Source organism: Plantactinospora sonchi, assembly GCF_036422035.1.
Taxonomy (GTDB): Bacteria; Actinomycetota; Actinomycetes; order Mycobacteriales; family Micromonosporaceae; genus Plantactinospora; species Plantactinospora sonchi.
In genome coordinates this window covers 480923-500314 of sequence record NZ_JAZGQK010000003.1, presented here as the reverse complement: position 1 = coordinate 500314, position 19392 = coordinate 480923, and the positions used below count along the sequence as shown (strand labels likewise).

General features: G+C 71.2%; 16 protein-coding genes and 2 tRNA genes. 12 read left to right on the top strand and 6 right to left on the bottom strand.

Annotation, left to right across the window (positions count from 1 at the left end; translation table 11 throughout):
* The first annotated feature begins 93 nt into the window (after positions 1-93).
* Genes V1633_RS05650 through V1633_RS05625 form a run of 6 tightly spaced genes read left to right on the top strand, consistent with a single transcriptional unit; the run spans position 94 to position 5837 of the window.
* Positions 94-1710 (top strand): FtsK/SpoIIIE domain-containing protein, encoded by a 1617-nt coding sequence (locus V1633_RS05650; protein ID WP_331213148.1) that lies wholly within the window; start codon positions 94-96, stop codon positions 1708-1710.
* A complete protein-coding gene (locus tag V1633_RS05645; RefSeq protein WP_331213080.1) occupies positions 1707-1967 on the top strand; it encodes a hypothetical protein in 261 nt (86 codons plus the stop codon). The genes V1633_RS05650 and V1633_RS05645 overlap by 4 nt, the downstream gene beginning before the upstream one ends.
* A gap of 57 nt (positions 1968-2024) precedes the next feature.
* Positions 2025-2609 (top strand): DUF2637 domain-containing protein, encoded by a 585-nt coding sequence (locus V1633_RS05640; RefSeq protein WP_331213147.1) that lies wholly within the window; start codon positions 2025-2027, stop codon positions 2607-2609.
* Positions 2606-4366, top strand: a complete 1761-nt coding sequence (locus tag V1633_RS05635) for a replication initiator (protein WP_331213079.1) — start codon at positions 2606-2608, stop codon at positions 4364-4366. The genes V1633_RS05640 and V1633_RS05635 overlap by 4 nt, the downstream gene beginning before the upstream one ends.
* A complete protein-coding gene (locus V1633_RS05630; RefSeq protein ID WP_331213078.1) occupies positions 4363-4557 on the top strand; it encodes a helix-turn-helix domain-containing protein in 195 nt (64 codons plus the stop codon). The genes V1633_RS05635 and V1633_RS05630 overlap by 4 nt, the downstream gene beginning before the upstream one ends.
* Complete coding sequence (locus tag V1633_RS05625; protein WP_331213077.1) at positions 4557-5837, top strand: tyrosine-type recombinase/integrase; 1281 nt, start codon at positions 4557-4559, stop codon at positions 5835-5837. The genes V1633_RS05630 and V1633_RS05625 overlap by 1 nt, the downstream gene beginning before the upstream one ends.
* Before the next feature lie 62 nt (positions 5838-5899).
* Here the strand turns inward: V1633_RS05625 and V1633_RS05620 are convergent.
* A tRNA-Lys gene (locus tag V1633_RS05620) sits at positions 5900-5975 on the bottom strand.
* 188 nt (positions 5976-6163) lie between these two features.
* On the opposite strand from V1633_RS05620, the gene V1633_RS05615 reads away from it, so the two are divergent.
* Together V1633_RS05615 and V1633_RS05610 are read left to right on the top strand one after the other, a co-directional pair.
* A complete protein-coding gene (locus tag V1633_RS05615; protein WP_331213076.1) occupies positions 6164-7393 on the top strand; it encodes a L,D-transpeptidase in 1230 nt (409 codons plus the stop codon).
* A gap of 186 nt (positions 7394-7579) precedes the next feature.
* Positions 7580-8851 (top strand): L,D-transpeptidase, encoded by a 1272-nt coding sequence (locus V1633_RS05610; RefSeq protein WP_331213075.1) that lies wholly within the window; start codon positions 7580-7582, stop codon positions 8849-8851.
* 341 nt (positions 8852-9192) lie between these two features.
* On the opposite strand, the gene V1633_RS05605 is transcribed toward V1633_RS05610, so the two are convergent.
* Both V1633_RS05605 and orn read right to left on the bottom strand, forming a co-directional pair.
* Positions 9193-9268, bottom strand: a tRNA-His gene (locus tag V1633_RS05605).
* Between the two features lie 242 nt (positions 9269-9510).
* Positions 9511-10107: an oligoribonuclease gene (gene orn / locus V1633_RS05600; RefSeq protein ID WP_331213146.1), complete on the bottom strand. Its 597-nt coding sequence runs from the start codon at positions 10105-10107 to the stop codon at positions 9511-9513.
* Between the two features lie 68 nt (positions 10108-10175).
* Here orn and V1633_RS05595 point away from each other — a divergent pair, with 68 nt between their 5' ends.
* Positions 10176-11459: a glycosyltransferase family 87 protein gene (locus V1633_RS05595; protein WP_331213074.1), complete on the top strand. Its 1284-nt coding sequence runs from the start codon at positions 10176-10178 to the stop codon at positions 11457-11459.
* 358 nt (positions 11460-11817) lie between these two features.
* Here V1633_RS05595 and V1633_RS05590 read toward each other — a convergent pair whose 3' ends face one another.
* The 3 genes from V1633_RS05590 to V1633_RS05580 form a co-directional block, all read right to left on the bottom strand.
* Positions 11818-13740, bottom strand: coding sequence for a hypothetical protein (locus V1633_RS05590; RefSeq protein WP_331213073.1), 1923 nt, complete (start codon positions 13738-13740; stop codon positions 11818-11820).
* Positions 13741-13893: 153 nt separating this feature from the next.
* Positions 13894-14646, bottom strand: a complete 753-nt coding sequence (locus tag V1633_RS05585; protein WP_331213072.1) for a YcnI family copper-binding membrane protein — start codon at positions 14644-14646, stop codon at positions 13894-13896.
* A 12-nt stretch (positions 14647-14658) separates the two neighbouring features.
* Positions 14659-16545, bottom strand: a complete 1887-nt coding sequence (locus V1633_RS05580) for a copper resistance protein CopC (protein ID WP_407951963.1) — start codon at positions 16543-16545, stop codon at positions 14659-14661.
* Between the two features lie 323 nt (positions 16546-16868).
* Between V1633_RS05580 and V1633_RS05575 the strand changes: the two genes are divergently transcribed.
* From V1633_RS05575 to V1633_RS05565, 3 genes are read left to right on the top strand one after another with little or no spacing between them, the layout of a single operon-like run.
* Positions 16869-17408, top strand: coding sequence for a MauE/DoxX family redox-associated membrane protein (locus V1633_RS05575; RefSeq protein ID WP_331213145.1), 540 nt, complete (start codon positions 16869-16871; stop codon positions 17406-17408).
* Positions 17405-18235 (top strand): DsbA family protein, encoded by an 831-nt coding sequence (locus V1633_RS05570; protein ID WP_331213070.1) that lies wholly within the window; start codon positions 17405-17407, stop codon positions 18233-18235. The genes V1633_RS05575 and V1633_RS05570 overlap by 4 nt, the downstream gene beginning before the upstream one ends.
* On the top strand, positions 18232-19338 hold the full coding sequence (locus V1633_RS05565) for a hypothetical protein (RefSeq protein ID WP_331213069.1): 1107 nt from the start codon (positions 18232-18234) through the stop codon (positions 19336-19338). The genes V1633_RS05570 and V1633_RS05565 overlap by 4 nt, the downstream gene beginning before the upstream one ends.
* Positions 19339-19392 lie beyond the last annotated feature (54 nt).

Genomic DNA, 19392 nt, shown 5'->3' with positions numbered 1-19392 from the left:
GCTGCCGCTGCCGGCGGTCCGGGATGCTGCGGGTCGGTTCGTGTCGCTGCGGGGTGCCCGATGATCCGGCGGCGGCCTCGGGGTGAGGTCGTGATGACGTCGGCCGGGGATCTGATGGTGATCCGGCCGAAGCGGTTCGAACTCCCGCTCTGGGCGGTGGTCCTCGGCCTACTCGCCCGCTGGTCCTGGCGGGCAACCTGGTGGTGCCTTCGTCACCCGGTCGCCACCGGCACGACCGCGCTGCTCCTCGCCGTGTACGTCGACCACGGCTGGGCCGGCATCGTCACGCTGCTGGTCTCCGTCGCGGCGGTGTCGGCGGTGTGGCGGTGGCGGCACGAACCCTCCTGGTGGACCTGGTGCGCGGGGCCGATGTTGGGCTGGTGTCGTCGGGTGTTCGTCTACCGGCGGGTGTGGCGTGAGGCGATGACCCTGTGCGGCCTGGCGGCCAAGTACGACCACCAGACGATCCTGCCCCGGCTCCTGGCCGTGAAGTCGGATCCGGCGCTGGACGTGTTGACGGTGCGGATGGTGCGGGGCCAGACCCCGGAGGACTTCCAACAGGTCACGGCGAATCTGGCGTACGCGTTCGGTCGCCGGCACGCCCGGGTCTACTCCGAGCATCCCGACGACCCGCCAACCCGGACCGGGCGGTGGGCGTGGCTGCTCCGCCTGGTGGATCGGGTGCGGTTCCGGGACCGGCCCAGCGTGGTCTACCTGGTCCTGGTCCGCACCGACGCCCTGCGGACCGTCGTTCCCCCGTTCCCCGTCCCGACGGTCCCGGACTTCACCGGCCTGCCGTTGGCGCGGCGGGAGGACCTGTCGATGTGGCGGCTGCATCTGCTGGCCACTCACGTCCTGGTCGGCGGCGCCACCCGGCGCGGCAAAGGCTCCGTGCTGTGGTCGCTGGTCCGGTCGCTGGCGGCGGGGGTCTCGGTCGGGCTGGTCCGGTTGTGGGTGATCGACCCGAAAGGCGGGATGGAGTTCGCCCTCGGCCGGCCGATGTTCGCCCGGTTCGCCTGCAAGTCCTTCGAAGCCATGGCCGACCTCCTCGACGAAGCCGTGACCGTGATGCGCGAACGGCAAACCCGCCTGGCCGGCAACGTCCGCGTCCACACCCCCACCACCACCGACCCGCTGGTCGTGGTCGTGGTCGACGAGATGGCCGCACTCACCGCCTACCTCCAGGACGCGGAGCTGCGGAAGCGGATCGCCGGCTCCTTGGGGCTGCTGCTCTCGCAGGGCGCCGGGGTCGGGGTCCTGGTCGTCGCGGCGTTGCAGGACCCGCGCAAGGAAGTACTGCCGTTCCGGGACCTATTCCCCACCCGGATCGCGCTCGGGCTGACCGAAGCGACACAGGTGGACATGGTCCTCGGCGACGGTGCCCGCAACCGGGGCGCGCTCGCGGATCAGATGCCGCGCTGGGCGAAGGGTGTCGGGTACGTCATCCTCGACGGCACCCCCGACCCGGTCCGGGTCCGCTTCTCGTACATCTCCGACGACGACATCCGGACCATGGCCCGGGAGTACCCGGCGCCGTCGGATGCGGCGGACATCCTTGCCCAGGTCGGCCGGGAGACCGCCCCCGAACCCAACCGGCCGGCCCTGCCTCGGCAACGGGCCTCGGGGCCGCTACTGCCCGACGCGCTCCTGAACCTCCTCAACCCCGACCGGCAACGGGAGCGGGACGGCGACGGGGGTGAGCAGAAGTGAGTGACACCAACGGACGTCGGTTTTACCGCCTCCGCACCCCCGACGACTCCGGGTCGACGACGGCGGTGTCGGTACGCGTCGACTCCGATCGGCCCGACCCGTACCCCGTCTACCTCGCCGTGGGCGCTGGCCGGCGACGGATGTACCTGACCCCGGGCGAGGCGTGGGCGCTGTGGCGCTGCCTGTCCGAAGCCGTCGCGACCCTCGGCGACCCACCCGACGACATCCGCACCACCATCCGACCGGCCCGGAGGTAACCAGCCATGCCACCCCACAACCACCCGGCCGCCACCCCGCCGACCCAGGCCACGCCGATGTTCCGGCAACGCGCCGAAAGCGCGGTCAAGGTGCTGATCCTCCTCGCCATCGGCGGGATGGCCGGCGCGGCCGCGTTCACCCACGTACATGACCTGACCGTCGCGCACGGGCAACCCGACTGGATCGGCTGGGCCAACGCCGTAGCCGTCGAGCTGATGGCGATTTACCTCGGCCTTGAGATCCGCTCCCGGCGCCGGGCGGGCCGGCCGGTCGGGTTCGTCGCCGTGCTCCTGGTCGGCTTCGCCATCCTGTCCCTCGCCGCCCAGGTCGCCGAAGCCGAACCGTCCGTCTGGGGCTGGATCGTGGCTGCGGTTCCCTCCCTCGCCTTCCTCGCCCTGGTCAAAGTCGTCCTGTCCAGCGCACCCGCCGTCGCACCGCCGGCCACCATCGAGCAGGCGCCGGAAGTCGTCCACGAACCCGACCCGATACCGCATCCGGTGACGGTCGACCCGGAACCGGCCCGGCAGCGTGAACCCGTCGTCTACGCACCCGTACCCGCCTCAGCTCGGCCCGGGTCGTCGACGGTGCTGCCGCCGCTCGGCGTCGTCCACCCCGCACGCACCACCGGGGGCGCCCGATGACAGCCCCCACCCTCCCCGGCCTCACCACCGACCCGGCCCCGGAGGCGCCTCGGCCGGGGTCACGGGCGGCACGGATGGGCCTACCCCGGGCGGTCGACGTACTCAAGGACGTAGCCACCGAATACGGCGTCTGCATCCGCCCGCTCGCCATGCGCCGCACCGACCTCGACACCGGCCTCACCGAAGTCATCGACCTGCCCTGCGGCGCCACCCGGGAAGACAAGTGCCCGGCCTGCGCGAAGAAGAACCGGCGGCTGCGGCAGGCACAGATCCGGGAAGGCTGGCACCGCACCGACGAACCCACACCCGGACCCGCACCCGCGACCGAGGAACAGCAAGCGCTGATCGTGCTACGAGCGCACCTCGAATACAGCCGCGACGAAGCCGGCCGCGCCTCCCAATGGGACCAGGTCACCGACATCGACGACGCCATCCGCGAAGTCGAAGAAGCCATCACGGCCCAAGGGCTACGCGGTCGGGTCGGCCCACCCCACGGCGGCGACGACCAGGGCGACGACGAGGACAGCGGGAAGCGGCGCAAGCGGTCCACCCGACGGCGGCAGGACGCACCGGACCTCCCCCGGCGGAAGGTCGAAGCACGCACGGTCGGCAAGACGTACACCGCCCCGGACGGCTCGACCTACCAGCCGTCGATGTGGCTGACCCTCACCCTCGACTCGTACGGCCCCGTCCGCCCGGACGGCACCCCGGTCAACCCCGACCGGTACGACTACCGCCGCGCCGCCTGGGACGCGGTCCACTTCCCCCGACTCCTCGACCGGTTCTGGCAGAACCTCCGACGCTGCGAGGGCTGGAACGTCCAGTACGCGGGCTGCGTCGAGCCACAACGGCGTCTCGCCCCGCACGCGCACTTCGCCATCCGGGGCACCATCCCCCGCGACGTCCTGCGCACCGTGGCGGCGGCCACCTACCACCAAGTCTGGTGGCCGGCTGTCGACGTCCAGCGCTACACCCGCGACCGGCCACCGGTCTGGGACGAGCCGGCGGAAGCGTGGGTCGACCCCGACACTCGGCAGCCGTTGGCCACCTGGGGCGAAGCGCTCGACGCCATCGACTCCGACCCCGACGCCGAACCCGTCCACGTCGTCCGCTTCGGCAAGCAGGTCGACGCGCGCGGCGTCATGCCCGGCACCGACGACGCGGCCCGGACCATCCGGTACATCACGAAGTACATCACCAAGGCCACCGGCGACTGCCACAAAATCGCCACCGATCGGCAGCAACGCCACCTCGACCGGCTCTGGCAGCAACTCCAACTCACCCCGTGCACCGACCGGTGCGCCAACTGGCTGCTCTACGGCGTCCAGCCGAAGAACGCGCACGCCAAACTCAAGCCAGGCCGGTGCAAGGGCAAGGTCCACCAACGGGAAACCCTCGGCATCGGCGGCCGACGCATCCTCATCTCCCGCGACTGGTCCGGCAAAACCCTCGCCGACCACAAACACGACGCACGCGCCTGGGTAAAAGCGCTCCTCGGCGTCACCACCGACTCAGCCGGCGCACCCGACGGCCAGGGCGACAACCCCGAACGCGTCCACCACGCCTGGGAACTCGCCCGACCCGACGACCCCGACGTCGGCCCCATGTCACACCGGCTCATGCGGGCCATCTCCGAACGCGCCCGATGGCGCACCGAACTCCTCGCCGCAAAGGACCGGGCGGCCCAGGGAGCCACGCCCGACCTTTCGGCAACCGAGCAGAACAGCACCACCGACGGGGAGGAACCACCGCAGTGAACAACCGCAACGGCTCCGCGAACTGGCTCACCATCGACGAGGTGGCCGAGATGCTGAACGTCTCGTACTGGACCGTGTACCGGCTGGTCAAGGCGCGAGAGATCACCGGGGTCCGGATCGGCCGGGCGCGGCGGGTGCTGCCCGAATCGGTGGACGCCTACAAGGCGAAGCTGATCGAGGAGGCTGCCTGATGGCCCGGCGAACGATGCTCGGCGCGTCCGACGAGGGACCGTCCCGGCGAGGCGCCCGACGCAACGTCAACGGGGAAGGGAACATCCGGCAGCGCAAGGACGGTCGCTGGGAGGGCCGGGCCTGGGTCTACACGAGTGACGGCCGGGAGATCCGCCGGAGCGTCTACGGAGCCTCCTGGGACGAAGTCCACGAGAAACTGACCGATCTCAAGGCCAAGACTCAGGCGGGCGTCCGGGTGGCCGGCTCCATCCAGTCCGTCAGCGACTTCATGGCGTACTGGCTCAAGGAGGTAGTCGGCGAGCGGGTCCGGCCGAGCACGATGCGGACGTACGAGTGGCTGTCCCGCTGCTACGTCGTGCCGATGCTCGGCAACCAGCGCCTCGGCAAGGTCCAACCGCCGACGATCCGGACGTTCCTCAACCGGGCGAAGAGCACGTGCCAGTGCTGCGCCCAGGGCAAGGACACTGCCCGGGTCGCCTCGGGCAAGGCTGCTCAGTGCTGCGCGAAGAAGCCTCGCAAGTGCTGCGAGTCGTACCCGTCGGACGGCACGGTCCGACACCTGCACCGGATGATCCGGGCGGCGCTACAGGATGCGGTCGTGGATGGGCTGCTGGCCGAGAATCCGGCCCGGAACCTGCGGCTGGCGCACCGGTACCGGCCACGGTTCACGCCGCTGACCGGTGAGGAGGCCAAGCTTCTGCTCAAGACGGCGCGCGGTGACCGGCTCTACGCGCTCTATGCCGTTGCCCTGGCTCTCGGCCTTCGGCGCGGCGAGGCGCTCGGCCTGCGCTGGGAGGATGTCGACCTGGTCGACGGCTTCGTTTTCGTTCGGCAATCACTGCAACGCCTGGGCGGCAAGCTCGTCTTCGGTCCGGTGAAGTCCGACGAGTCCGAGCGGGTGATCGCACTGCCGGCGCCGTGCCTGGCCGCGCTCCGACAGCATCGGGCCGCCCAGGGCGCCGAGCAGAAGACGGCCGGGAAGGACTGGCGGGATCACGGTCTGGTCTTCACTACCGGCATCGGTACGCCGATCGAGCCGCGCAACCTGAACCGGCACTTCGTCCGGCTGCTGGAGCGGGCCGGATTACGCCGGATCCGGTTTCACGACCTCCGCCACTCGTGCGCGACGTTGCTCTACGAGCAGGGCGTACCGATCGAGAAGATTCAGGACGTCCTCGGGCACAGCTCCCCCACCATCACGAAGCTCATCTACGTGGAGGTGACCCGGCAGGCTCAACGGTCGACCACAGACAAGCTGGGTTATCTGTTCGACGCCTGACGTTGGGGTCAGAGAAAGGGGTCAGGGGCGGTCGATGATGACCGCCCCTGAGGTGTTCTCGCTGGTGCGCCGCCAGGGACTCGAACCCCGAACCCGCGGATTAAGAGTCCGCTGCTCTGCCAGTTGAGCTAGCGGCGCTCGCTGACAACGGGGAAAACCTTAACACGCCCCCGGCAGGGGTCTCCAATCAGATACCCCGGCCCCCCCGTTCGGCCGGATCAGGCCGACAAACCACCCCAATCGCCCCAAAACTTTCCCGGACCGGGCACGTAAGGATGGCACTCATACGGCACGATGTCTCCGGGATCGAGTGGACTGAGGTGGGGATGGGCAGGAAGGCACGGGCCTGGGCGATCATTGTCGCCCTGGCGGTTGTCGCGCCGCTCGGGACGGCGGCGTGCGGCGGCGAGAGCAAGAAGCCACAGTTCGTGAGCGGTACGGCGGGCGGACCCAACTCGTCGCCCACCCCGCCGGCGGAGCCTCTGGAACTGAAGGTGACACCGGCCGACGGCGCCAAGAAGCAGCCGGTCAGCACAGAGATCGGCACCAGCATCAAGGGCGGGAAGATCACCGGCGTGACGCTCACCGCCGACGGTGGCGGCACGGTCAAGGGAGCCCTCCGGGAGGACGGTTCCTCCTGGGTGCCGGCCAGCCCGTTGAAGTACTCGAAGTCCTACACCGCCGAGGTCACCGCGACGACCCCGGCCGGCCAGACCGAGACCCGGAAGACCACGTTCACCACCATGGCGAAGCCGGGTTCGGTGATCGGCTCGGGCCTGTACCTCTTCGACGACAAGACGTACGGCGTGGCGATGCCGGTGGTGGTCGAGTTCTCGCCGGGGATCGCCAAGAAGGACCGGGCCAAGGTGCAGCGGCGGATGTTCGTCGAGTCCGACCCGCCACAGCCGGGCGCCTGGCACTGGGTGGAGAACGGCACCCAGGCCTACTACCGGGCCCCCGAGTACTGGAAGACCGGTACGACCCTCAAGGTGCGGATCGGCCTGGAGGGCATTCCGCTCAGCAACGGCCGGTACGGCAACGTCGACCGAAAGGCGACCGCCAAGATCGGCAGCCGGTTCGAGATGAAGGTCGACAACTCGAACAAGAAGATGAGCGTCTACGACGACGGCAAACTCGTCCGGACCATCCCGGTCAGCCTCGGCAAGAAGAGCACACCGTCATCGAGCGGCACGATGGTCGTGATGGAGAAGAAGGAGCAGACCGTCTTCGACACCCGGGACGACCCGAACCCGGCGAACCGCTACGTCACCGACATCGACTTCGCCCAGCGACTCACCTGGGGTGGCGAGTACATCCACGCCGCCCCGTGGTCCGTCGGTGACCAGGGGCGACGCAACGTGTCGCACGGCTGCATCAACATGTCCACCCCGAACGCCCGTTGGCTGTTCGAGCGGACCAAGACCGGCGACCCGGTGACGATCACCGGCACCGAGGTGAAGCTGGCCAACGGCAACGGCTGGACTGCCTGGAACCTCTCCTGGAAGGAATTCATCAAGGGCAGCGCCCTACCGGTACCGGACGATCTCGGAGCGTAGTGACGGTGGCGGGGAGCCTTGCTCCCCGCCATGTTGACAATTCGTGCCATCCACCGCAATAGCCCCGGCCCGTGGTGTTCTTTGGCACGCCGGGAAACGAAAGCTTGTCGACTGGCGTCATTAGGGGAGGATGGCCCGGGGTAATCAGACCTGGGATGGTCGTGGGGACAGCACTGTGAGGGGATCATGCGAGTGCGCCGTACTCAGTTGACACGTCGTACGTCCGGCCAGCGGCTGGCGGGGCGGCGTCGGCTCTCGCCGGTCCGGGCAGTGGCCTCGGTCCTGCTCGCCGGCGCTCTCGCGGTCACCGCCACCGCCTGCACCAGCGGCGGCGACAAGGGCGGCGGTGGGCCGGCCTGGCAGGGCGGCAACGAAGCGGAGCAGAAGCCGAAGGCGTCGGCCGCCATCACCGCTCCGGCGGCGGATGCCAAGGACGTGCCCGCCTCGGCGGAGATCACCTTCACCAGCAAGGACGCCACCGAGACGAAGGTCGAGGTCAAGAACGCGGCCGGCGAGACCGTCGAGGGCAACCTCAACGGCGACGGGACGTGGCTGCCGGAGAAGCAGCTCGACTACGGCACGACGTACACGGCGACCGTGACGGCGACCGGCGACGACGGTAAGCCTGCGACGGCGACCAGCACCTTCACCACCATGGCCAAGCCTGGCAAGCAGGTCCGGGTGACCAGTTTCCTGGGCGACGGCCAGACGGTCGGGGTCGGTATGCCGCTGATCGTCAAGTTCAGCCGGGCGATCCCGGAGGACTACCGGGACGACGTGCAGCGGCGGATGACGGTGAAGGCGACGCCGACCCAGGAGGGGATCTGGCACTGGGTCAGCCCGACCGAGGTGCGGTACCGGCCGAAGACGTACTGGAAGGCCAACACCAAGATCTTCTACAAGATCCAGGCCGGCGGTCTGCCGATGGGCGACGGCTACTACGGCCGGGCCGACCTGACCGTCGACATCAAGACCGGTACGGCACTGCTGATGACCGTGGACAACAAGTCCAAGAAGATGACGGTCACCCGGGACGGCAAGACCATCAAGACCATCCCGATCAGCCTCGGCAAGAAGAGCACGCCGTCCTCCAGCGGCACCATGGTGATCATCGAGAAGAAGAAGGAAACCGTCTTCGACACGATGGACGACCCGAACCCGGAGAACCGCTACATCACGGACATCGAGTACGCCCAGCGGCTCACCTGGGGTGGCGAGTTCATCCACGCCGCCCCGTGGTCCGTCGCCGACCAGGGACGACGCAACGTGTCGCACGGCTGCGTCAACATGTCCACCGCCAACGCCAAGTGGCTGTTCAACCAGACCAGGATCGGCGACCCGATCGTGGTCAAGGGCACCGAGACCAAGCTGCAGAACGGCAACGGCTGGACCGACTGGAACATGAGCTGGGACGAGTACGTCAAGGGCAGCGCGATCCCGTACAAGCCGGCGGGCTGACGGCCGGAGGCGCTGAGCCAGCGACAGGATCCGAGCGAGGGGCCGGCCCGGGGAACACTCCCGGGGCCGGCCCCTCACTCTCGTTGTGGGGAGAGACACCAGGGCGTCTCGCGTCCGGCCGCTGGCGGACAGTCCAGTGGGGCACAGGGCGCGCGCCAGCCCGGCGGCCACGAACGGGATGCGCCCGGCCCAGGGGCAGCGAACGGAAGCGCCGGCCCGAGGGCTCTGAACGGAAGCGCCCGCCGGGGCCGTGAACGGGATGCGCCGGCCCGGGCCGTGAACGGAACAAGGCCCCTCCGAAAGGAGAGGCCTTGACCTGTGCCGATCCGAAGATCGGGCGGTGGGGTGACTGATGGGATTTGAACCCACGACACCCGGGACCACAACCCGGTGCTCTGCCAACTGAGCTACAGCCACCATGCCTGTTACACGATCACACCCTCCGGATCATCAGACCCGGCTGCGGTGCCGACCAATGATAGCCACACCCCCACCCCCGCCGTCGACCGGGTTAGCCCTCGGGTCGCACGACCGGCGACGGGCCGCCCCGACGCCGTCAGTCCGGCGCCGTACAGGACCAGCGCCGTACAGGACCGGCGAGGGCGGTGCGGGTGCCGTCGTACGGTCGGCGCCGGTCGTGCGGAGCGGTGGGCGTCGGGCTACAGCTCGGCGGCGATCGCTTTCGCGGTCTCCACGTCCGGCCCGGGCAGCGGTACGAAGACGGTCCGCCGGTAGTACTCCAGCTCCCGGATGCTCTCCCGGACGTCGGCCAGGGCCCGGTGGGCCAGTCCCTTCGCCGGCTGCCCGAAATAGACCCGGGGGTACCAGCGGCGGCACAGCTCCTTGATCGAGGAGACGTCGATCATGCGGTAGTGCAGGTGGGCGTCGAGCCGCGGCATGTCCCTGGCCAGGAAGCCCCGGTCGGTGGCGATCGAGTTCCCGCAGAGCGGGGCGGTACGGGGATCCTTGACGTACGCGCTGACGTAGTCCAGCACGAGGTCCTCGGCCTCGTGAAGGCTGACGGTCGAGCGGCGTACCTCCTCGGTCAGCCCGGACTTCTGGTGCATCGCCCGGACGATCTCCGGCATGCCCTCCAACGCCGCTTCGTCGGCGTGGATGACCACGTCGACGCCGTCGCCCAACACATTGAGATCACGGTCGGTTACCAGTGCGGCGACCTCGATCAGCGCATCCTTGCCGAGGTCGAGCCCGGTCATCTCACAGTCGACCCAGACGAGAAGATCAGCCACGCCGATCAGAGTACGCGTCACCGGGGGACCCGCGCCTCAACGCTGTGGACAGAACGGCCCGCTAGGGTTTTCCCGTGCCTGCCGAGCCCCCCACCCCACCCGCCGTCGTCGAGGACGACCCCGGCGGCCGGACCGCACGCCAGATCGTCGGTGTGGCACTGATCATCGCCCTGCTTCCGGTCCTCTACCTGCTGGACACACCGCACAACTTCTTCGACCTCAAGATCTACATGAGCGCGATGCGGTGGTGGGCGGACGGCCACCCGCTGTACGACTACGTGCAGGCCGACGGGTTGCAGAGTGAGTTGTATTTCACCTACCCGCCGTTCGCGGCACTGCTGCTCCGGCCGTTCGCCGGGCTGCGGCTCGGCGCCACGGTCACGATCTTCACCGTGCTCAGTCTGGTCGCCCTGGTGGTGACCACCTGGTGGCTGGTGGCACCGCTCGTCGAGCGGCACCGGCTGGCCCGCTGGTTCGCACTGGGCTTCGCCGTGCCGCTGGTCCTCGCCATGGAGAGCACCCGGGAGACGCTCGCCTTCGGGCAGATCAACATGCTGCTCGTCATCCTGATCCTGGGCGACCTGCTGTTCGCCGTACCCCGGAATTCACGCTGGGCCGGCGTCGGGATCGGGCTGGCGACGGCACTCAAGCTGTACCCGGGGATCTTCATCGTCTACCTGCTGGCGGCCCGGCGCTGGCGGGCGGCGATCGGCGCCAGCGTCGCGGCGGCCGTGGCGACCCTGTTGGCGGCCGCGGTCGCGCCCGGCGACTCGTGGCGGTTCTGGACACACGAGCTGTGGCTGACCGACCGGGTCGGGCGCGCCGACTACACCGCCAACCAGTCGCTGTTCGGGCTGCTCAGCCGGTTCACCACGCCCGGGGAGCCCAACCAGTTGCTCTGGCTGCTCCTGGTCCTGGTCATCGCCGGGTACGGGCTCTGGCGGGCCGCCCGAGCCCTACGCGCCGGCGACAACCTGACCGGCCTGGCGCTGACCGGGCTGGTCGGGGTACTGGTGAGCCCGATCACCTGGACCCACCACGCGTACTGGTTCATCCCGGCCCTGGTGGTGCTGGTCGACGTCGTCCTGCGCCGACCCGGTGACCCGGCGGTCGGGGGCCTCGGACGGCGACGCCGGATCGCCCTGCTGGTCCTCGCGGTGCTGCTCGCCGCCGCGATGGTGTACGGCGTGGTCTCGTTCCACAACTGGGGGACGTCCTTCGCCCGTACCGACGCGCCGAACGAGTTCCTGCTCCGGAACACGTACGTGCTCTTCGCGTTGGTGCTGCTGGTCGTGCTGCCGATCCGGAGGGGCTCGGCGGAGACGCACGCGGCGAGCCTCAGTCCGAAACGCGAATGAAGTATTAGGTAGCAGCAGAACTTGCGCCAAATGGACAGATGTATCTAGTCTGGCTTCAGGCAGCTAATCTAGGGACAACACCTGAAACGTCCCTTCGGTACACCGATCCCCCGGTGAGAGTGGCCCCCCGTGTCGGCAGCGCGGGGGGCCACTCGCGTCCGGCCGGCGGTCCGTAGCGAATGACCCCGTGTCGGCAGCGCGGGGACCGCTCACGTCCGGCAGCCGGCCGGGTCGCCCGCTGGGGCGCCCGTTCCTACGGCTAGACCAGACCCGGATCGCTCGTCGGGCCGTCGGCGGCTGACAGGCGTACGAGCCGACGGCTGCCCGGACGTACCCGCCCCGAACGCCGGGCGGTCGCTCACCGGATCGGCGTCGGTCGGCCGGTCACCTCGTGCAGACGCTCATCCTGATCAAGTTCCGGCTCGGCCGGCAGCGACCTCGACGCCGCGCTTCCGTCGGCGGCGCAGCGCAGCGCGGGGTCGGGATACCCCTTCCCCTGGTTCAGCATGGCCGACCGGGACTGCTTCAGGTCGTAGCGGGCCGCTCCCGGGCTCGCCGGCCGGAGCGCCGACGGACGGACCGACTCGACGCCGGACCCGGCCGACCCGGATTCCGTCGCCGGCCCGGATTCCGTCGCCGGCCCGGATCCGGTCACGCTGAAGCCGGCTGCCGGCCCGGTGCGCGTCGCCGGCCCGACCTCGGGCACGCCGGGATCGGCTGTGGAGGGTGTCGGCACGGCCGCCCCGAGGCGGGTCGCCGTCGGCACCGCCGCCCGGAGGCGGGCCGCCGCCGGCACCGGCGCTGGCCTCGGTGGGGTCGGCATCGGCGGGGCTGGCGTGGGCAGTGGCGGAGTCGGAGAGGGAGCCGGCATCGGTGCGGGCGGCGGAGCCGGCATCGGCGCCGGGGCAGGGGCCGGCGCCGGGGCACGCCCGGAGTCACCCCTCAGCACTCCGGACCCGGTCGCCGTCGGCACCGAACCCGTGGTGGGCAGCGGCCGCACCAGGTCCGCCAACGTCGCCGGTCGCGCCGACGACGCGGCCGTGGACGCCGGCCCGCCGACCGCCGGTCCGCCCGACTGAGAGGGCGCGACGCTCGCCACCGGACCGGCCGACGAGGACGACACGACGCTGGCCGCCGGTCCGCCCGACTGAGAGGGCGCGACGCTCGCCACCGGACCGGCCGACGAGGACGAGACGACGCTGGCCGCCGGTCCGCCCGGCTGAGAGGGCGCGACGCTGGCCGCCGGTCCGGGTGGCCAGGACGACGCCATGGTGGGCGACAGCCCGCCTGACGGGTTCGGCCAGTTCAGATTGGGTCTGGTGGTCTCCGGCCAGGCAATCGCGGGGCGCGTCGTATCCCGGGGCACCGTTTCCGGTCGGGCGGTCGACGCGGCGGTCGGGTCCGGGACGACCCGGCCCGGTCGGTTCGACTTCCGACCGAAGGCGTTCAGGGCGGTGACGCCGAGCCGGGCGGCGAGGGCCGGCACCTGGTCGGGCTCGACCACAAAAACCACCTCACGAGGACGCACCGGCCGGGCCAGCAGCCCGACCCCCAGCAGGATCAGCAGGCCACCGACGACAAGCAGCGCCCAGGTGGCCTGGTCGAGCCAGCCGGGGCGAATCTCGGTACGCAGGTCGGCCGCGACACCGGGGCGGGCGTCGGGGCGCATCACGACGAGGCTGAGCCGGTGACCGCGTACGTCGTCGGGGCTGAGATCCAGCACACCCACCCCGTGCCGGATCCAGAGGCTCTGCTCTCCCGGCCGGCCCACCTCGGCATCCACCGAGGGTCGCTCCGCAGAGGACGGTCCGGCGTCCGACGGCTGCCGCGACTCGGCGGACCGCCCGCCGGTCGACGCCTCGGCGGAGGCGGACGCCCCCTGGGCGGAGCCGGGAGTCGCCTCGGCCAGGCTGACCTCCACCGGCAGAACTCCCCGGGTCACACTGACCCGCTCGACCCGGGCGTACGAGACCTCGGAGAAGTAGGCCGTGACCTCGGCGGCCGGCGCGAGTCCGATGAACGCCGGGTCGGACCCGGTACGCGCGATGACCCGCAACCCGGTCCGGCCGGTGGTCACGAAGGGCGCGTCCCGGTTCAGCAGGACGGCCAGGTCCGGTACGACAACCGCGTGTCCCTCGGTTCCGACCCGCTCCAACGGGCCACCGAACCCGCCGTTCGGACCGCGTTGCTGCGACACCGTCCACAGTGCAACACCGGCGAACAGCACCGGCAGCCCGATCGTGACCAGAAGTAAACCGGCGGCGAGCCGTACGAAACGCATCCGGGCATCTCCCTCATGGGTCGCAGCACTACCGACCCGAGAGGCCGGAGTACCCGCCGACCATACCGAGTGAAATCGCCCCAACAAGGATTATTGCCTGAAAACGCCGAAGGCCCGCCGGCAACTGCCGACGGGCCAGCGACAGACCCTCGATCAGGCGGCCGGCGGGCTGGTCGTGCGGCGACCGCGTACCAGGGCCAGTCCGCCCAGCACCAGGCCGGCGAGACCGGCGACCAGGCCGGCGATGGCCACCGCCAGGGCGCCGGAGTCACCGTCGTCACCGGACGACGAGCTGCTGACCGGCGCGGCCGCCTGGGCGGACGGGCTGGCCGGGGCCGCGCCGCCCTCCGGGGCGGCCGGGGCCAGCGCCAGCACCGGCGCGGGGTCGTTCTCCGGCTCGGCGCCGTTCGCCGCCGGCGGCTCGATCCAGCGCGCGACGTTACCGTCCGAGTAGTGCTGGAGCACCCGGAACACCATCCGGTCCTTCTCCGGCAGTGGTCCCATCGAGACCGGGAACTCCTGGAACTCCCCCGGCTTGATGCCGGCGTTGGCCGCCGCGGTCCAGGTGATCTTGGACACCACCTCGGAGACCTGGCTGCCGTGCACCTCCAGCGGCGGATTGACCGTGCGCTTCTCGATCGCCACCGTCCACCCCGGCACCGGCATCGTGGAGACCGACGCCACCGGTGCGTCGTCCGGCATCGTCACCTCCAGCTTGACGGTCGACGCGGTGTCACTCTCGGTCGGCACCCGGAAGGCGAGCCGGCCGTAGCCGCCCTGGGTCGCCTCCCGGGGGTTCACGGTGACGTGCGCGGACGCCGGAGCGGCCAGCCCGAACACACCGACCGCGGTGGCACCGAGAACGAGGGCGGCGGCGGTGGACGCGGCCCGACGGTGACGGATCATGGAGGTACCTTTCTAGGTGATCGGCACGGTGCTGGTCACCGTGGCCTGGTCGATGTCCGAGAGCCGGACGGTGAAACTGAGCTGCCAGTTGCCCGCCGACGGCAGGCTGAACTCGCCGGTGGCGTGGGAGTCGGTGAGCGGCAGCAGCGGGATGTCGATCGGTTCGATGCCCTTCTCCGGCAGGGCGGCGGTGGCCCGCCACTCGACCACCGGCAGCGGCTTGTTGTCCAGGGTGTACGCGTACAGGTGCATCGAGTTGCTCCCCCGCTTGGCCGGGTCCACCTCGACCTGGAGCGAGTACAGCGAACTGGTCAGCGTCGTGCTGTAGTAACTGGCGGCGCCGTCCGTGCCGTAGTCCTCGGCGCTCCTCGCCGGCGGGGTCTGCACCAGTACGGCGGAGAGCGCCAGTACGACCGCCGTGATGGCCAACTCCACCCAGACCGCCCGCCGCAGCCGCCTCGTCCCCACCGGAACGCCGTCCGACCCGGACCGCCCACCGGACCCGGACGAGGCGCCGGACTCCGCGGACACGGCGGACCTCTCCGACCCGTCCCGCCCGTCGGCGCGGTCGACATCCTCGGCGTAGTCGGCGTCCTCCAGCTCCTCGGCGTCCTCCACCTCCCCGGCGTCCTCCACCTCCTCGGTCTCGTCGGCGAACAGTCGTCGCCGTACGAGTTGGCGGGAGTACGCGGCCGCCGCGACGACCAGGGCGAAGAGGACGATCTTGGCGATCAGCAGCCGGCCGTACGTGGTCGAGACCAGCGCGGCGGGCGTACCGACCTCGATCAGCGCCTGCACCACCCCCGCCAGCAGCAGCGCGGAGACGGCGAGGGTGGCCCAGCGGGACCAGACCGGGAGGATCGCGTCGAGTTCCCGCTCGGTCGCCCGGCGGAGCAGGAAGCCGCCGAGCATGACCAGACCGCCGAGCCAGACCGCCATGCCGGCCAGGTGCACGGCGTCGACGACCACCGACACCGCCGGCACCGGCGAGGCGCTCGCGTGTCCGGCGATCGGCCAGGTGAACAGGCCGGCCACCCCGAGAATGACCAGCAGGACCTGGTCGCCCCGGCCGGCCCGGCCGGTGACCAGGGGTCGGACCAGGATCGCCGTCGCCGCCAGGATCCCCAACCGGACCAGGAGGGCCGCCCCGAACGTGCTGCCGAGCACGTCGCCCAGTGCGGCGCCGCTGACCGCGAACAGTCCACCGCCGGCGGTGTACGGCACCTGGAGCCAGATCGCGGCGACCGTCGAGAGCCCGATCAGCCCGATGCCGGCCCAGACCAGCCGGCCCGGCCCGGCCCGGTCCAGGCGTCGGGGCCAGAGCAGGCTGAGCACCAGCACCGGGCCGATCAGCAGGAGCAGGCCGGCGTACCCGAGGAATTTGGCGACCCGGACCGCGACGCCCACCGCCGGGTGCACCTCGTCGGCGCCGCTGTCGGTCGGCGGTGTCGACGGCGCGCCGACGGAGTAGGTGTACGCCCCGGCGACCGGGTGGCTGTCCGCCGAGATCACCCGGTAGCTCACCAGGTACGTCCCGCGAGGACCGCCCGGGTCGACCGGGATGGTGACGACGGCGCCGTTGAAGGTCGGCTCGCCCCGGTTGACCCGGCTGCCGTCCGGGCCGAGGACCCGGATCTTGTCCGTCACCTCGCGGACGCCCTCGCTGAACGTGAGCACCACCTCGGTGGGGGCGCTGCCCAGCACCGACTCGGCGGCCGGGCTGCTGCTCACCAGTGCGGCGTGCGCGCTGGCCGGGATGGCCGGGCCGAGCAGCAGGGCGAGGGAGGCCAGCAGCAGGCCGAGGCCGGCACCGATCCGGGCCAACGGGCGGCCGGCACCGCCACCGGCGGCGGTCCGGCGGCGACTCGCGACATTATGAGGGCGATTCGCAGCAGTCATGTCGGACATGGTCGCCGACCGGACCCGCCCCGCGCGACCTCCGGTCACGTGGCCCCGCTCCCACCGCGACTGATCCTGTCCCCTGCCACGTAGCGATAGTCGGCATCACCGGCGGAAAAGTTCCCGACGTGATAAGTCCGACCAGGCCCGACGTGATCACCCGCACTGCCGGGGAAATGCTCCCGTGTCGCCGGGATTGTCCGCGTACCGTAAGTGAGCGTGACCCCACCGAACGCGACGTCGTGGACGGCACCCCGTCCCGCCGGAACCGTAACGCTGATCAAGACGACGAAATGACCGTGACTGAACGGACCGTAGGAGACATCCGGGCGCCGGGGCGCAGCCGCTGGCTGGCCGTCCGACCCTGGCTCGGCACGGCGGCCCGGGTGGGCCTCGCGGCGGTGTGGCTGGTGGCCGGCGGCTCCAAGATCAGCGATCTGGGCGCCTCGGGTCGGGCGGTCAACGCGTACCAGATCTTCCCGTACGACCTGGCGGTGGTGATCGGCGCGGCGCTGCCCTTCGTCGAGATCGCCCTCGGGGTGATCCTGCTGCTCGGCCTCGCCACCCGGCTGGCCGCCGGGATCTCCGCGGTGCTGCTGGTGGTCTTCGTCGCCGGCATCGCCTCGGCGTGGGCACGCGGGCTCTCCATCGACTGCGGCTGCTTCGGCAGCGGCGGCAACCTCGCCGCCGGCCAGGATCCGACGTACGGCGCCGAGGTCCTCCGTGACCTCGGCTTCCTGGTGCTCGCCGGGTTCCTCCTCGTCTGGCCCCGGACGCCCTTCTCGGTGGACGGCGTGATCGGGGGCCCGCCGGAGAGGGCGGACGAGGACCCGCTGGCGGAGACGGAGGGGCAGGAGAGATGACCAACAGGAAGGGCCGCCGTCGGCCGACCAGGCCGGGAGAGCCGGGCCCGGGACGGGCCGAGGAAGCGCGGGCCGGCCGGGCCGGAGAGGCCCGGGCCGGCCGGACCGGCGAGGCGCGTCCCGGCCGGCCCGACAGCCGACCGGCCCGGGTGGTACGCGAGCAACGGGCCCGGGAACGACGCCGCCGGCGCACCCTCTGGGTCTCGATCGGCGCGGTGGCGGTGCTGGTCGCCGCCGGCCTGATCGGTTGGGCCGTCTCGGCGAGCAAGGACGCCGGCGACTTCACCCCGCCGGGTGGCGCCAACCCGGAGGGCACCGGCATCGTGCTCGGCTCCGGCCCGGTCAACATCGACGTCTACGAGGACTTCATCTGCCCCTTCTGCAAGCAGTTCGAGCAGCAGGCCGGCCCGACCCTGGACCAGCTCGTGGCGCAGGGCAGGGCACGGGTCACGTACCACCCGGTCGCGTTCCTCAACCGCTTCTCCAGCACCGACTACTCGACCCGGTCCTCCGCCGCCTCCGGCTGCGCCGCCCAGAGCGGCAAGTTCCGGGAGTACTCCAGGGCGCTCTTCGACCGGCAGCCGCCGGAGGGCAGCGCTGGGCTGACCGACACCCAGCTCGTCGACGTCGCGGTCGAGGTGGGGCTGGCCAGGGACAGTTTTGCCAACTGCGTCCGGGAGAATACGTTCAAGAAATGGACCGACCACGTGACCGAGGAGGCGAGCCGGGCGGGCATCAACGGCACCCCGACGATCCTGGTCAACGGCAAGCAGGTGCAGGCGAGCGCCGACGCGGTCACCGCCGCCGTGACAGCGGCCGGCGGGTGACGTACCGGCGGATCCTGCTGGCCGGCGCCGCCGGGCTGCTCGGGGCGTTGGCCACCGCCGCCCCGGCCGCCGCGCACGCCGCGGACACGCCGGACGGCAGCAACTACGCCAGCGCCGTCGGCGGCCTCACCCCGGCCGTGCCGGGCCTGCGGGTACGGGTGGTCGAGGGCGGCGCCCGGCTGGAGCTGGAGAACCGGACCGGCCGGACGATCGAGGTGCTCGGCTACGCCGGTGAGCCGTACCTGGAGGTACGGCCGGACGGCGTCTACGAGAACGCGAACTCCCCGGCGACGTACCTCAACCGGACACTGGACGGCGGCACCCCGCCGCCCGGCACCGATCCGACCCGGCCGCCGGACTGGCGCCGGGTCGACACCGAGCCGGTGGTCCGCTGGCACGACCAGCGCACCCGCTGGTTGGAGGACGGACCGCCGCCGAGGGTCGCCGCCGCTCCGGACCGGCCACAGCGGGTACGCGACTGGCAGGTGCCACTGCGCGACGGCAGTACGACGATCGAACTGCGCGGCACCCTCGACTGGGTACCGCCACCGGACCCGCTGCCCTGGTGGACCGGAGTCGTGTTCGGCGCACTCGCGGTCGGCGGGCTCGGGCTGCTCCCCCGGGCGTCCCGGCCCGGTCGGCGGGCCACCGTCGTACTGGCCGGGGTCGCCGGCGCCGGTGGGGTCGCGGCGTTGGGCTACGCACTGGCCCGGGGCGCCGACGCCGGGTTCGGCGCGATGCTGCTCGGGTTGGTCACGAACCAGCTCTGGCCGGCCGTCACCGGGGCGGCGGCGCTCGCCGCGGCGGTCTACGCGCTGACCCGGCGACCGGCCGGCGACTTCGTGCTGGCGCTGGCCGGCACCTGTCTGGCGCTCTTCGCCGGGGTGACGAACGCCACCGTCTTCCTCCGCTCGGTGGTCCCGGTGCCGTGGCCGGCGCAGTGGGCCCGGGTACTGGTCGCGGTCGTGCTGGCGGCCGGTCTCGGGCTGGCGGCGGCCGGTGCGCTCCGGCTGCACACCGCCGCCCAGGCGGCCCGACGCCCACCTGGCGAGGACCGCACCGGCCCGGGTGGGCGGACGCTCCGACTCTCGGTACGTGCTTGACAGGCCGACGCCCCTGTTCAATCATTCCACTACTTGAGTAGTGGAATGAGGTTT

Bases quoted from the DNA above. Each gene is read 5' to 3' on its own strand.
- V1633_RS05640 (WP_331213147.1), top strand. From the start codon at position 2,025: ATGTTCCGGCAACGCGCCGAAAGCGCGGTCAAGGTGCTGATCCTCCTC.
- V1633_RS05590 (WP_331213073.1), bottom strand. From the start codon at position 13,740: ATGCGTTTCGTACGGCTCGCCGCCGGTTTACTTCTGGTCACGATCGGG.
- V1633_RS05635 (WP_331213079.1), top strand. From the start codon at position 2,606: ATGACAGCCCCCACCCTCCCCGGCCTCACCACCGACCCGGCCCCGGAG.
- V1633_RS05625 (WP_331213077.1), top strand. From the start codon at position 4,557: ATGGCCCGGCGAACGATGCTCGGCGCGTCCGACGAGGGACCGTCCCGG.
- V1633_RS05615 (WP_331213076.1), top strand. From the start codon at position 6,164: ATGGGCAGGAAGGCACGGGCCTGGGCGATCATTGTCGCCCTGGCGGTT.
- V1633_RS05650 (WP_331213148.1), top strand. From the start codon at position 94: ATGACGTCGGCCGGGGATCTGATGGTGATCCGGCCGAAGCGGTTCGAA.
- V1633_RS05610 (WP_331213075.1), top strand. From the start codon at position 7,580: ATGCGAGTGCGCCGTACTCAGTTGACACGTCGTACGTCCGGCCAGCGG.
- V1633_RS05570 (WP_331213070.1), top strand. From the start codon at position 17,405: ATGACCAACAGGAAGGGCCGCCGTCGGCCGACCAGGCCGGGAGAGCCG.
- V1633_RS05580 (WP_407951963.1), bottom strand. From the start codon at position 16,545: ATGACTGCTGCGAATCGCCCTCATAATGTCGCGAGTCGCCGCCGGACC.
- V1633_RS05585 (WP_331213072.1), bottom strand. From the start codon at position 14,646: ATGATCCGTCACCGTCGGGCCGCGTCCACCGCCGCCGCCCTCGTTCTC.